General features: G+C 68.3%; 14 protein-coding genes. 13 read left to right on the forward strand and 1 reads right to left on the reverse strand.

Annotation, left to right across the window (positions count from 1 at the left end):
• Positions 1-58: 58 nt before the first annotated feature.
• From AC27VL_RS09225 to AC27VL_RS09250, 6 genes are all read left to right on the forward strand, one after another.
• On the forward strand, positions 59-709 hold the full coding sequence (locus AC27VL_RS09225; protein WP_488766101.1) for a DsbA family oxidoreductase: 651 nt from the start codon (positions 59-61) through the stop codon (positions 707-709).
• 36 nt (positions 710-745) lie between these two features.
• A complete protein-coding gene (locus AC27VL_RS09230; protein WP_089235963.1) occupies positions 746-1,753 on the forward strand; it encodes a cyclase family protein in 1,008 nt (335 codons plus the stop codon).
• Between the two features lie 315 nt (positions 1,754-2,068).
• Positions 2,069-2,683: a translesion DNA synthesis-associated protein ImuA gene (gene imuA, locus AC27VL_RS09235; protein WP_100552799.1), complete on the forward strand. Its 615-nt coding sequence runs from the start codon at positions 2,069-2,071 to the stop codon at positions 2,681-2,683.
• A 9-nt stretch (positions 2,684-2,692) separates the two neighbouring features.
• Positions 2,693-4,102 carry a Y-family DNA polymerase gene (locus AC27VL_RS09240; protein ID WP_100552800.1) on the forward strand — a complete coding sequence of 470 codons (1,410 nt, stop codon included), beginning with the start codon at positions 2,693-2,695 and terminating at the stop codon, positions 4,100-4,102.
• Between the two features lie 5 nt (positions 4,103-4,107).
• Complete coding sequence (locus AC27VL_RS09245; protein ID WP_488766102.1) at positions 4,108-7,218, forward strand: error-prone DNA polymerase; 3,111 nt, start codon at positions 4,108-4,110, stop codon at positions 7,216-7,218.
• Positions 7,219-7,300: 82 nt separating this feature from the next.
• Positions 7,301-7,807, forward strand: coding sequence for a hypothetical protein (locus AC27VL_RS09250; protein WP_100552801.1), 507 nt, complete (start codon positions 7,301-7,303; stop codon positions 7,805-7,807).
• Positions 7,808-7,813: 6 nt separating this feature from the next.
• Here AC27VL_RS09250 and ptsJ read toward each other — a convergent pair whose 3' ends face one another.
• Positions 7,814-9,097 carry a MocR-like B6 salvage transcription factor PtsJ gene (ptsJ, locus tag AC27VL_RS09255; protein WP_488766103.1) on the reverse strand — a complete coding sequence of 428 codons (1,284 nt, stop codon included), beginning with the start codon at positions 9,095-9,097 and terminating at the stop codon, positions 7,814-7,816.
• Positions 9,098-9,172: 75 nt separating this feature from the next.
• Between ptsJ and AC27VL_RS09260 the strand changes: the two genes are divergently transcribed.
• The 7 genes from AC27VL_RS09260 (at position 9,173) to AC27VL_RS09290 (ending at position 13,568) form a co-directional block, all read left to right on the forward strand.
• Complete coding sequence (locus tag AC27VL_RS09260; protein WP_089235968.1) at positions 9,173-9,946, forward strand: YggS family pyridoxal phosphate-dependent enzyme; 774 nt, start codon at positions 9,173-9,175, stop codon at positions 9,944-9,946.
• Positions 9,943-10,656, forward strand: coding sequence for a glutamine amidotransferase (locus tag AC27VL_RS09265; protein WP_488766104.1), 714 nt, complete (start codon positions 9,943-9,945; stop codon positions 10,654-10,656). Before AC27VL_RS09260 ends, AC27VL_RS09265 begins: the two co-directional genes overlap by 4 nt.
• Positions 10,641-10,865, forward strand: coding sequence for a hypothetical protein (locus tag AC27VL_RS09270; protein ID WP_488766105.1), 225 nt, complete (start codon positions 10,641-10,643; stop codon positions 10,863-10,865). Before AC27VL_RS09265 ends, AC27VL_RS09270 begins: the two co-directional genes overlap by 16 nt.
• Positions 10,866-10,933: 68 nt before the next feature.
• The gene (locus AC27VL_RS09275; RefSeq protein WP_488766106.1) at positions 10,934-11,461 is read left to right on the forward strand and encodes a hypothetical protein; all 528 of its coding nucleotides are present in this window, start codon (positions 10,934-10,936) and stop codon (positions 11,459-11,461) included.
• On the forward strand, positions 11,458-11,997 hold the full coding sequence (locus tag AC27VL_RS09280; protein WP_488766107.1) for a hypothetical protein: 540 nt from the start codon (positions 11,458-11,460) through the stop codon (positions 11,995-11,997). Before AC27VL_RS09275 ends, AC27VL_RS09280 begins: the two co-directional genes overlap by 4 nt.
• A 141-nt stretch (positions 11,998-12,138) precedes the next feature.
• Positions 12,139-12,648, forward strand: coding sequence for an RNA polymerase sigma factor (locus AC27VL_RS09285; RefSeq protein ID WP_099784563.1), 510 nt, complete (start codon positions 12,139-12,141; stop codon positions 12,646-12,648).
• On the forward strand, positions 12,645-13,568 hold the full coding sequence (locus AC27VL_RS09290) for a FecR family protein (RefSeq protein WP_488766108.1): 924 nt from the start codon (positions 12,645-12,647) through the stop codon (positions 13,566-13,568). Before AC27VL_RS09285 ends, AC27VL_RS09290 begins: the two co-directional genes overlap by 4 nt.
• The last annotated feature ends 68 nt before the right edge of the window (positions 13,569-13,636 follow it).

The raw sequence follows: 13,636 nt of genomic DNA on the forward strand, positions 1-13,636 counted from the left end.
GTTTCGGCCCGGCGGCGCTGCCTACTCTGCCGCCTCCCCTCTCACGGACGGCAGGCCGATGATCGCCTCTCCTTTACTGACCACCACTGCACCGGTGGTCGATTTCTTCCATGACGTAGTCTGCGGCTGGTGCTTCGTGCTGGCCCCGCGCCTGCAGCAGGTCTCGGCCGAACTCGGCATCCAGGTGCGCCACCGCAGCTTCGTGCTGCAGGACTCGCGCGCGCAGATGGTCGAGGTGTTCGGCTCGATGCCGCGCGCCAAGGCCATCATCCTGCGCCACTGGGCCGACTGCGCCGCGCATGAAGACAGCGCGCGCATCGACATCGAAGGCATGCGCGCACAGGACTTCGAGTATCCCTCCGGATGGCTCGGCGCACTGGCCTGCCAGGCCGCCGGCATGCTCGGCGGCAACGACGCGCACGGCGCGATGTTCGATGCCGTGCAGTGGGCACACCTGCACCAGCACCGCAACATCGGCGATGCCGAAGTGCTGCTCGATATCGCCGAACACCTGGGTCATCGGCGTGGCGTCTTCGCCGACCGGATGCGCAGCGATGAGGTGCGCCAGCGCGTGCAGGCCGACCGCGCTGAAGCTGCCGCGCTCGGCATCCGCTCCATTCCCACCGTCATCACCGGCCACGGCCTGCGCCTGCAGACCCTGCCGCTGCCGCAACTGCGCCAGGCCCTGGCGCCGCTGGTCGCGGCCTGAGCCGCACCGTTTCCCCACCCTGCAAGGAGATTTCCCATGACCCCACGTACCCTGGGCACCGCCCTGGCCCTGCTGCTGGCCGGCGCCGCCGTCAGCATTCCCGTATCCGCACACGAACGCGTTCCTTCCGGCCAGCAGGTCGGCACCAGCCCCTGGGGGCCGAAGGACGAGATCGGCCGCCTCAACCTGATCACCGAGGCCTCGCGCGCGGCGATCCTGTCGCGGGTCAGCGGCGGCAAGGCCTACGATCTGGCTACCGAGTACTACGTCGGCATGCCTAGCTGGCAGGATGCCGGCGACCCGCACTACCAGTTCTGGATGACCCACACCCCGCGCGGCACAGTGATGGACGACCCGATGGGCGTGGGCGAGACGATGAACCTCACCCGCAGCTACACCGGCACCGCGTTCTCGATGTACAGCCACACCGGTACCCACATCGATGCGCTGAACCACTTCGGCATCCATGGAAAGATCTGGAATGGCTTCGAGGCCGACAAGCACCTCGGCGACCGCGGCTGGAACGTCACCGGCATCGAGAAGTTCCCGCCGCTGATCGCCCGTGGCGTGCTGATCGACGTGGCCGGCGCCAAGGGCATGGACATGCTGCCGGACAGCTACCGCGTCACCCGCCAGGACCTGAAGGATGCGCTGGCGCGCCAGCACGTGCAGTTGCAGCAGGGCGACATCGTGCTGATCCGCACCGGTCGCATGCGCCTGTTCGAACAGCCCAGGGCCTACATGGCCAACCCGCCGGGCATGGGCCTGGATGCGGCGCGTTTCCTGGTCGAGGACAGCGGCGCGATGATCGTCGGCGCCGACAACCTCAGCTTCGAGACCTTCCCTTCTGAAGTGTCGGACGACTACGTGCCGCTGCACACCTACCTGCTGGCGCAGCAGGGCGCGCCGATCATCGAACTGGTGGCGCTGGATGAACTGGCCCGCGACAAGGTCTACGAGTTCGCCTTCATCGGTGGCCCGCTGAAGATCCGCGGTGGCGACGCCGCCCCGCTGCGCCCGGTGGCCCTGCCGGTCCGCCCGTGACCCGATAGCGCCGGGCCAGGATCCGGCGGTGCCGACCTTGGTCGGTACCGCATTTCCCCCATCCACGCATGGCGTGGATCTACTGTGGCCAGGCCCCCATTCTCCAGTAGATCCACGCCATGCGTGGATGCCTTACCTCCTTCAGCAAGCTGAAACCTCACCCTCCGATTTCATTAGTAATATTACTCACAAGCCGAGTAGCATGTCCGGTCTCAGCCCCTGATACCGGCCTGTCGATACTCGTTCCATGCCTGCCGTTTCCGCCCACTCCTGTCGCTTCCTGCCAGCCCGGCGCCTCTCTCGGAGGACCGGCTGATGGGCGCCGTCGTCGCCCTCGACCGCCTGCTGGACGGCCGCCAGGTCTGGCGCGGGCCGGCACGCCAGGGCCAGGCCAGCGACCATCTGGCCAGTGGCCACCCGGCGCTGGACGCGCGCCTGCCCGGCGGTGGCTGGCCGGCCAGCGGGCTGTGCGAAGTGCTGCAGGCCGCTCCCGGGGTCGGCGAACTGGCCCTGGTCTGGCCGGCGCTGGCGAAACTGAGCCAGCGCGAACGGCCGATCGTGCTGGTCGCCCCGCCCTACCGCCCGCATGCCCCGGCATGGGCCGCTGCCGGGCTCGACCTGGCCCAGCTGCAGATCATCCACGCCACACCAAAGCAGGCCCTGTGGGCGACCGAGCAGTGCCTGCGCTCTGCTGCCTGCGCCGCCGTGCTGTGCTGGCCGCAGCAGGCCGACGATCGCGCCCTGCGTCGCCTGCAGGTTGCTGCCGACAGCGGCCAGTGCCTGGGTTTCGTGTTCCGCGAGGCCCGCGCCGCCCGCAACCCCTCCCCGGCCAGCCTGCGCCTGCAGCTCGACCACGGCCAGGTGCGGGTGTTGAAGTGCCGCGGCGGGCTGCCACCGGCGCAGCCGTTGCCGCTGGCCATCGCCCACTGAGGCCGCGCCATGCACTGGGCCTGCCTGTTGTTGCCGCAGCTGGCGCTGGACAGCGTGCTGCGCCTGCAGCCGGATCCGCAGCGGCCGCTGGTGCTGCTGCAGGGGCCGGCGCAGCGTCGTGTGCTGCGTGCGGTCAGCCCTGCCGCGCGGGCAGCGGGGCTGCGCCCGGGCATGCTGCTGTCGGCCGCGCAGGTGCTGGTGCAGGACCTGCAGCTGCACGACTACGATCCCAGCGCCGAACAGCACACCCGGCAGTTGCTGGCCAGCTGGCTGTATGCCACCAGTTCGCTGGTCAGCCTCGATTTTCCGCATGCGCTGGTGCTGGAGATCGGTGCCAGCCGTGCCCTGTTCGGCGATTGGCTGACGATCGAACAACGCCTGCGCCACGGCCTGCACGAACTGGGCTTCCGCCATCGCCTGGTCGCCGCCCCCAACCCGCATGCCGCGCGCGTGCTGGCCAATGTGCACGATGGCCTTGGCATCGATGCGCAGCAACTGCCCGCCGCACTGGCGCAGCTGCCACTGGCACGTAGTGGCCTGCCCGTTGATGCGGTGACCGTACTGGCACGCTCCGGCCTGCGCACGCTGGGCGCGGCCTTCGATCTGCCACGCGAAAGCCTGGCCCGCCGCTTCGCCCCCGAGGTGCTGCAGCAGCTGGATGCCGTGCGCGGCCTGGGCAGCGCGCCGTTGCGCTATTACCAGCCGCCGGACCGGTTCGATGCGCGCATCGAATTCGAATACGAGATCGAATCCAGCCAGGCCCTGCTGTTCCCGCTGCGGCGCCTGCTGCTGGACCTGGCCGCGTTCCTGTGTTCGCGCGATGGCGGCGTGCAGCGTTTCGACCTCCATTTCGAACACGACCTGCTGCCGGCCAGCGTACTGACCATCGGCCTGCTGGCCCCCGAACGTGATGCGGCGCTGCTGTTCGAGATCGCGCGCAACCGCATGGAAGCCTTCGCCCTGCCCGCCGGCAGCCGTGCGTTGCGCCTGCAGGCCGAGCAGCTGCCGCCGTTCGTGCCGGCCGCACGCGATCTGTTCGACACGCGCCCGGCGCAGGCAATGCCATGGACGCAGCTGCGCGAGCGCCTGCGTGCCCGCCTTGGCGATGACGCCGTGCAGCCACTGGCCGTGCAGGCCGACCACCGCCCTGAACGTGCCAGCGGCACCCAACCGCCGGCCAAGCCACCTGCCTGGTGGCCGCTGCGCCCCGGCTGGCTGCTGGATACGCCGCAGCCGCTGCGCGATCCGCGCCTGCGTATCGTCGCCGGGCCGGAGCGGATCGAATCGGGCTGGTGGGACCAGGCTGATGCGCGCCGCGACTATTACGTGGTGGAAACCGCGCAGGGCCAGCGTGGTTGGGCCTTCCGCACGCGCAATGATCCGCATGCACCATGGATGCTGCACGGCTGGTTCGGCTGATCCCCATGCACACCGACCTGCCCGGGTACGCCGAGCTGCATTGCCTGTCGGCCTTCAGTTTCCAGCGTGGCGCCTCCATCGCCGAGGAGCTGTTCGCACGCGCTGCCGGACAGGGCTATCGCGCACTGGCGATCACCGACGAATGCTCGTTGGCCGGCATCGTGCGTGCCTGGCAGGCGGCGAAGACACACGGCGTGGCACTGATCGTCGGCGCCGAATTCCAGGTCGAGGACGGGCCGAAACTGGCCCTGCTGTGCACCGACCAGGCGGCCTATGCCGGGCTGTGCCAGCTGATCACCACCTGCCGTCGGCGGGCGGCCAAGGGCGAATACCGCTGCCTGCGCGAGGATCTGCATGAGCTCCCCGAGGGCCTGCTGTGCCTGTGGCTGGACCGGCAACCGGCGGCCACCGAACTGGAACTGCTGCGCCGTTGTTTTCCGCAGCGCCTGTGGCTGGCGGTGGAGCTGCATCACGAACACGACGACACGCGCCGGCTGCAGCAGTTGCAGGCTTTCGGCGAACGCCACCAGCTGCCACTGGTCGCCAGTGGTGACGTGCACATGCACGTGCGCCGGCGCCGCGCCCTGCAGGACACGCTGACTGCGATCCGCCACCGCTGCAGCGTGGCCGAGGCCGGCTGGCGGCTGTTTGCCAATGGCGAGCGCCATCTGCGCCCACGCACCGCACTGGCCCAGCTGTATCCACCCGAACTGCTGGCTGAAACCCTGCGCATCGCCGAACGCTGCCACTTCACCCTGGACCAGCTGAAATACACCTACCCGCGCGAACTGGTACCCGAAGGCCACGACCCGGACAGCTGGCTGCGCGTGCTGGTCGAGCGCGGCATTCCGTGGCGTTGGAAGAAGGGCATCGAGCCAGCCCAGCGCAAGCAGATCGAGCACGAACTGGCGCTGATCAAGCAGAAGCAGTACGCCTCCTATTTCCTCACCGTGCAGGACATCGTGCGCTTTGCCCGCAGCCAGGACATCCTCTGCCAGGGCCGTGGCTCGGCTGCCAATTCGGCGGTGTGTTTCGTGCTGGGCGTGACCGAGATCGACCCGGCGCGCAGCAACCTGCTGTTCGAGCGCTTCATTTCCGCAGAGCGTGATGAACCACCGGACATCGACATCGACTTCGAGCACGAGCGCCGCGAGGAAGTGCTGCAGTACGTGTTCAACCGCTATGGCCGCGAGCGTGCCGCGTTGACTGCGGTGGCGATCAGCTACCGTGGGCGCAGCGCGATCCGCGATGTCGCCCGTGCGCTGGGCCTGCCGATGGACCAGGTCAACGAGCTGGGTGCGGCAATGGATCATTGGGGCGGCAACATCCCACTGCCGGAAACCCTGCGCGAGCGCGGCTTCGATCCGGAAACACCGTTGATGCGACGGCTGCTGGCATTGACCGCCGAGCTGATCGATTTCCCGCGCCACCTGTCGCAGCATCCGGGTGGCTTCGTGATTTCCGAACACCCGCTGTCGACGCTGGTGCCGGTGGAGAACGCGGCGATGGCCGACCGCACCGTCATCCAGTGGGACAAGGACGACCTGGACGCCACCGGCCTGATGAAGGTCGACTGCCTGGCGCTGGGCATGCTCACCGCCATCCGCAAATGCCTGGCGATGCTGCAGCAGCATGGCCTGCATGCAGGGCGGATGGATGCCATTCCTTCCAAAGATGCCAGGACCTACGACATGATCTGCGCCGCCGACACCATCGGCGTGTTCCAGATCGAGTCGCGCGCGCAGATGGCGATGCTGCCACGCATGCAACCGCGCAATTTCTATGACCTGGTGATCGAGGTAGCAATCGTGCGCCCCGGCCCGATCCAGGGCGACATGGTCCACCCCTACCTGGAACGTCGGCGGATCCTGCGCGAACAAGGGCCGGATGCGTTGAACGATCCGGACAATCCACTCTATCCCGCCCGGTTGGAGCGCGTATTTGCCCGCACGCTCGGTGTGCCCTTGTTCCAGGAACAGGTGATGCAGCTGGCGGTGGATGCGGCCAACTACACCGCCGGTGAAGCCGATGCCCTGCGCCGCTCGATGGCCGCGTGGAAGCGTCGTGGCGGCCTGGAGCCCCATCGCGAAAAGCTGCTGACCGGCATGCTGAAAAATGGTTTCAGCCTTGAATACGGCGAGCACCTGTTCGAGCAGATCAAGGGTTTCGGCGATTACGGATTTCCCGAAAGCCACGCCGCCAGCTTCGCCCTGCTCACCTATGCCAGCTGCTGGCTGAAGTGCCATCATCCGGCCGCGTTCGCCGCCAGCCTGATCAACAGCCAACCGCTGGGCTTCTACAGCCCCGACCAGCTGCTGCAGGATGCGCGCCGGCATGGCATCACGGTACTGCCGGTGGACGTGCGCCACAGCGACTGGGACTGCACGCTGGACTTCGGCAAAGGCGCCGCGGCAATCCGCCTCGGCCTGCGCCTGGTCGATGGCTGCAGCGAACCGGCCGCGCAGGCCATCATGCGCGAACGTGCGCGGCGCCCATTCGACGATGTCGGCGACCTCTGCCAGCGCACCGCACTGGATCGCCGCCAGCAGGGCCTGCTTGCCGATGCCGGCGCCCTGCGCGGCCTCAGCGGCCATCGCCACCGTGCACGCTGGGATATTTCCGGCGTGGAGAACCGCCTGCCGTTGTTCGACCAGGCCCGCGCCACCGCCGAAGCACGCGTGGCCCTGCCCCTGCCCAGCGCCTGGGAAGACATGCAGGCCGATTACCGCAGCACCGGCACCACCCTCGGCCGCCATCCGATGTCATTCCTGCGCGCGCAGCTGCGAACCCGCGGCTGCCTGGATGCCGCGCAGCTGGCCAACCACGGCCATGGCCGGCGCGTGCGCATCGCCGGCCTGGTACGCATGCGCCAGCGCCCGCAGACCGCCAGCGGCGTCACCTTCCTTACCCTGGAAGATGAAACCGGCATGGTCAACGCCGTGGTCTGGCGACATCTGGCCGACCGCCAGCACCACATCCTGGTAGACACCCAGCTGATGCAGATCGATGGCCGACTGGAACGCGTGGATGGCGTGCAGCATGTGATCGTGCAGCGCATGCACTGCCTGGACGAACTGCTGCAGGGACTGCGCAGCCACAGCCGCGACTTCCATTGACGATACACATCGTCACACAACGCACTGGCCACGATCGACCGGATTCCGCTATCGTCGGCCACGTCCAAGGAAGGAATACACAATGGCTCGTGCCCTGACCCTGACCACCCTGGTGGTCGCCACACTCGCGTTGCTCGTTTCCGGCTGGACCGCCTGGAACCTGCATCGCAGCCAGTCACCGCAACGCGTGATCGAAGCGCGCGGCCTGATCATCCACGATGCCAGTGGCCAGCCACGGGTGATCCTCGGTGCACCGGTCCCCGATCCCCTCAGCCAGGGCCGCCCGCAGGGGCCGCGTGCCACCGCCTTGTCCGGCGTGATCCTGCTCGGCCCCGATGGTTCCGAGCGCGGTGGCTATGGCACCAGCGACCGGGGTGGCGAAGCGATGCTGACCCTTGACGATGCCACCGGCACCACCGAAGTCTTCAAAGTGGTCGCCAACCCGGACCGCGGTGCCAGCCTGATGGTCAAGCACCAGAACAACACCGGCGCCATGCTGAGTTCCTGGCAGGGCAAGCCGGAACTGGTGTTCCTCGACGACAGCGGCCAGTCCTACTACGTGCGCCCCGGCGCCAGCGCCGCGCCCTGAGCACGCTCAGCGCATCACCGCCGCCAGGTCATCGGCCAATCGCCGTTGCTGCGGCGGGCCGAGTGCCGCACAGGTGATGCGCAGCCCATGCGCCGGTGCAGCCACGGCAAAGACTTCGCCCCCGCGCACATGCCAGCCACGCGCGGCCAGCGCCAGCACCTGTGGCGTGCTGTCGGCCGGCAGTGGCAGCCACAGATTCAAACCTTCCATCGGCATGGGTGTCGGCAGCCCACGCGCCTGCAACAGCGCCTGCAGACCCTGCAGCCGCTGCTGGTAGCGTTCACCGGCCGCAGCGACCTTCGCTCGTTGCTGCGCCGACTCCAGCACCGCACTGACCGCATACTGCAACAGATGGCTGACCCAGCCGGTGCCCGCCGCCAAGCGCAGGCGAAGGCGTGCCGCGGTCTGCCCATCACAGGCCAACCAGGCCACGCGCAGGTCCGGGCCCAATGCCTTGGACAACGAACGCAGCAGCGCCCAACGCCGACCGTCCATCGGCAGCACCGAGTGATAGCTCTGTTGCGAGAGCAGAGCGTAGTGATCGTCGATCAGCACCGCGACCTGCGGATAGCCGGCCAGCAACTGGCGCAGCGCACGCGCACGCTTCGCATCCAGGCTGGCACCGGTGGGATTGTGTGCGCGCGGGGTCAGCAGCACCGCACGTGCACCCGCATCCAACGCCTGCCGCAGTGATTCCACCTGCATGCCGTGCGCATCCACCGCCACCGGCAACGGCGCGTGCCCGGCCGCACCGAGGACATTGAGGCTGCCCAGGAAACAGGGATCCTCCACTGCAATGCGGTCCCCCGGCAGCAGCCACGCCGACAACAGGCGCTCGATGCCATCGACCGCGCCATGGGTCAGTTCCAGCGCATAGCCCGGCGGGCAATCGGCATCCAGCGAGGCCCGTGCCAGGTGCTGCATGCGTGGATCGACCGTCTCCACCCCATACAGGCGCGAGGCCGTGGCAGCTACGCGCAGGCTGGGCAGGCAGCGCGGATCCGGATTACCACCGGCCAGATCATGCAGGGCCAGCCCTGGCGCACTGCCCTCGCGTGCCATCGTCGCCGGCAGGCCGCGCACCACGGTGCCGCGACGCCCCGCCGTACTGGCCAGGCCCGCCGCATCCAGCCGCTTGTAGGCGGCGGCCACGGTATTGCGGTTGACCCCCAGCTGATCGGCCAGGTCCCGCACCGGCGGCAGCACGCTGCCCGCCGCCAGATGGCCACTGCCGATGCCCTCGCGGATGCTGTCGAAGATCGCTTCGGCGCTGCTCCCGGTGATTTTCATTTTGTCCTATGCCAAACTATCTCTTGTCCTGTGCCAGTGTATCCCACCCTGGCCACCCCGCACCGGAGGTGCCCCATGTCCCTCGCCCCCGCCGACTGGCCCGTCGCCCAGTCCGTCGAACAGATCGCCGCCAACCTGGCCACCGTGCGCCAGCGCATCGCCAGCGCCTGTGCCCGCGCCGGACGTGATCCGGCCAGCGTGCGCCTGCTGCCGGTCAGCAAGACCGTCGATGAAGCGCGCATCCGCATGGCCGTAGCCGCCGGTTGCCACGAACTGGGCGAAAACAAGGTGCAGGAGGCGCAGCGCAAGGCCGAGGCCATGGCCGACCTTGGCGTGCACTGGTCGGTCATCGGCCACCTGCAGACCAACAAGGCCCGCTACGTCGCACGCTTCGCCAGCGAGTTCCAGGCGCTGGACAGCCTGCGCGTGGCCGAGGCGCTGCAGCAGCGGCTGCTGCTGGAGGACCGCACGCTGGATGTGTTCGTACAGGTCAACACTTCGGCCGAGCCCAGCAAATACGGCCTGGAGCCGGCCGCGGTGGCCGACTTCGTGCAGCAGCTGCCCGCCTTCGACCGCCTGCGCGTGCGTGGCCTGATGACCCTGGCCATCTTCACCCCCGAAGTGGAACGGGTACGCGCCTGCTTCGTGCGCCTGCGCGAGCTGCGCGATCAGCTGCAGCAGACAGCGCCGGCCGGCATCGACCTGTCGCAGCTGTCGATGGGCATGTCCGGTGATTTTGAAGTCGCCATCGAGGAAGGTGCCACCGTCGTCCGTGTCGGCCAGGCGATCTTCGGTGCACGCTCCACGCCCGACAGCTTCTACTGGCCCGTTCCGGGAGCACCGGCATGAAGCGCGCCGTTGCCCTGCAGCACGTGGCCTTTGAAGATCTCGGCACCCTGCACCCGCTGCTGCTCGCACAAGGGTGGCAGGTGCAGGTCCTGCAGGCAGGCGTGGATGCACTCGACGACGCCGAAGATGCCGATCTGCTGGTGGTGCTGGGGGGGCCGATCAGCGTCAACGATGGAGCGGCCTATCCGTTCCTCGCCGACAGCATCGCGTTGCTGCAGCGTCGGCTGCAGCAGCAGCGGCCGACGCTCGGCATCTGCCTCGGCGCCCAGTTGATGGCGCGCGCACTGCACGCTGGCGTCGCCCCCACCGGTGGCAAGGAAATTGGTTTCGCACCGCTGCTGCTCACCGACGAAGGCCAGCGCTCACCATTGCAGGCATTGCAGGGCATCCCGGTGCTGCACTGGCATGGCGAAGCCTTCGAGCTGCCGGTGGGCGCGCGGCGCCTCGCCAGCACGCCCGCCTGTCGCCACCAGGCCTTCGCCATCGGCCACCATGCACTCGCGTTGCAATGCCATCCCGAACTGGATGCGCGCCAGTTCGAGCGCTGGCTGATCGGCCATGCGCTGGAGCTGGCCGAGACCGGTATCGATCCCGTCGACCTGCGCACGCAGGCCCGCCGCTACGGCGGGCCTCTCGCCGCCGCGGCGACCGCGATGTTCCATCAGTGGCTGCACGACCTGCCGGAGACCCGCCAATGCACTACCGCCTGACCATCCAGCACAACGGCATCCATTGGGGCCATGTCGACTGCGACGGTCCCAACGCGCTGCAACGCATCGATGCCATCGCCGCACGCCTGCCCGCTACCGAAGGCTTCACCCTGCAACGGCAGAAGGGCATCGGTGAGGAGCGCATCCTCTCCAGCACTGCCGATGGCCTGCGCGTGCTGGCCGCGCAGATCCAGTACCGCGATCTCTGACCATCGCGCCGGGTGCCGGCCAGCGGCCGGCACTACCCGGCTACCCACTCCCATGCGAAGCTTCACGCATGTTGAAACTGTCACGCGGCACCATCGACGGCCTGCGCATTGCCCCACGCTGGCCCGCGTCACAGGTCATCGTCGAGGCCGAGGTCCTGCAGCGCCTGCTCGATGCGCAGGCACTGCTGCCGTCCACACTGCGCCTGCTGGTCACCCGTGGCTTCGAATGCAGCCAGGGACCGCTGGGCGGCTTCCGGCGCCTGGTCCGGCGGCTGGGCATCGCCATGTTCCGCTGCTGCTATCGACATCGCCATGATGAGATCGACGCCATCTTCGGCGCCAATGGCCACGACGTGGACGGGCGTCATGTGGATGTCTCGCTGGTCCTGCACGGCCAGCGCCTGCGCCTGCTTCCGCTGGGCGTGTTCACTCCACTGCGCTGGCAGCAGCAGCGCGTCAGCCGCCACGCCGACGCCGTTGCAGCGGCCAAGGATGCACTGCAGCGATGCGGCTTCGATCTGCACCCCAACGCCACGGAGAGCCTGCAGATCCACTGCGACTATCGCGGCACCACGCTGGCGGAACCGTCGCGTTGATCGACGTTCCCCGCGCGTTGCAGGCAACCTGCACCGACCTTCAGCAACGGCTGGGCCGGATCGACAACCTGTCGGGCAATGGTGAACGAAGCCTCATCATCGAAGGAGAACTGCTGCGGTTCCCTTATCGTATCTACGCCGACGCCACGGACCTGTTCCGGCTCGCATCCCAACTGCAGGGTGATACGCGCGCCCTCTGCCTCTGCCTGCTCTCGCGTCACTGCGACGGACATGTACGGCAACGTGCGATCGAGACGCTGGGGCCCTCGCCGATGCCCTGGGTGCATGCCTTCCATCTCGCGTTGCTGGGTGAGTACGTAGACGAGATCGCATCGACCGTGGCGATCCAGGCGCGGCACACCGGCCTGCAGCGCTATGCCGCGCTCATCAGCGAGAACCACGCCTTCTTCGACCTCTGCCGACAACGCGCCGCCAGCTACTGGGATGCTTACTACCGCGCCCGCTACTCCACCCTGCGCCTGTTCCCTGCCCACAGACTGCTGCTGCAGATGGCCAACGCTGCGCGCTCGCCGTAGCGCTCTCTGCACCCGCCAACGCACATCCGCTCGGCACCCTGCCTCCTCGCCTATAGATGCAAATGATTCTCCTTTACTGTAAGGTAATGCCGCTGCCCTTGCCGCCGCGGGCTGTTCCCTTCCCCAGCCTTCGCCCGCCCCGTGCCCACGCCTGTCGAATCGACGGATGTCGCGCAGCTGTGCGCCGCCCATTACCGGCCGCTGCACGCCCACGTCCGTCGCAAACTCCCACAACGCAGTGACGCCGATGATGTCGTCCAGGAAACCTGGCTGCGTGTCGTCAAAGTCGCCGCCAGCGGCCTGCTCGGCAATGGCCGCGCCTACCTGTATCGCGTCGCCCACAACCTGATCGCAGACCACTATCGCCTGATCCAGCGGCGTCGCGAAGAGGCCTTGGACGACGCGCAGCTGCAGGCCATCGCCGATCCCGCCCCGTTGCCCGAGCAACGCCTGCTCGATGCCGAACAACTGCGTCACCTAGACGCGATCATCGCCGCCCTGCCGCCGCGCTCGCGCGAGGTGTTCCTGCTGGCGCGCGTCGAACAGCTCGGCCTTGCCGACATCGGCCGCCAGCTTGGCATCAGCCGGCAGACCGCGCATGGCCATCTGCTGCGCGCGCTGGTGGCCCTGCAGCAGGTGCCGACCGCATGAGCCAGGATCCGATCGCCCGCGAGGCAGCGCGCTGGTGGCTGCATGCGCACGACGAACAGCGCGACGAAGCTGCCTTCACCCAGTGGTACGAGGCCGATCCACGCCACGCGGCGCAGTACCAGCACCTGTTGCGGCTGTGGCAGGCCGGTGCAGCACTGCCAAGCCTGCAACGGCAACAGCAGCGTCGCCAGCGCCGGCGCCTGCGCGAAGCCGGCATCGCCGTGCTGCTGCTGTGTGCGCTCGGCCTCTACACCCGGCACAACGCCCTCCCGCCGGAACAGACACTGCGCACGGCATCAGGCGAAATCGAAGAGGTGCGCCTGCAGGACGGTTCTCGCCTGCAGCTCTCGCCGGACAGCGAACTGGGCGTGCGCATCGATGCCAACCGGCGTGCGTTGCAGCTGCGGCACGGCCAGGCCTGGTTCCAGGTCGCACCTGATCGCGACCGTCCGTTCCAGGTGCATACGCCGCACGGTACGGTCACGGCGGTGGGTACTGCCTTCGATATCGCGGTCAACGGCGATGCCAGCGTAGTGACCGTCACCGAACACCAGGTGCGCGTGGACAGTGGCTCGGGCAGCAGCGAAGCAGCCGCCGGCCAGCAGCTGCGCTTCGATGGCACGGCGCCCTCGGCCGCGCTTGCAGCAGCCCCGGCGCAGCTGGCATGGCGCGAACGCCGGCTGGCCTGGGTCTCCGCGCCGCTGGCTGACGTTGTCCAGGATCTGGATCGCTGGCACGGCGGCCGCACCTGGATCGCCGGCGACGCACTGCGGCGGCAGCCGGTCACGGTGCTGGCCGACGCGGATACGGCCGCGCGCAGCCGCGACCAGCTGGCCGCCGAACTGCACGTGCGCGTTGTCCGTATCGGGCCCGACCTGCAGGTGTGGCTGCCGGCGAAGGCATCGTCCGATGCACGCTGAACGCATCGACCCTGACATCCGGGCCATCGCTGCGTCTTCCCAGGGTGACGACGCACTGCGTCACTCCC

Source organism: Stenotrophomonas sp. 14P6.2.3 (assembly GCF_057799055.1).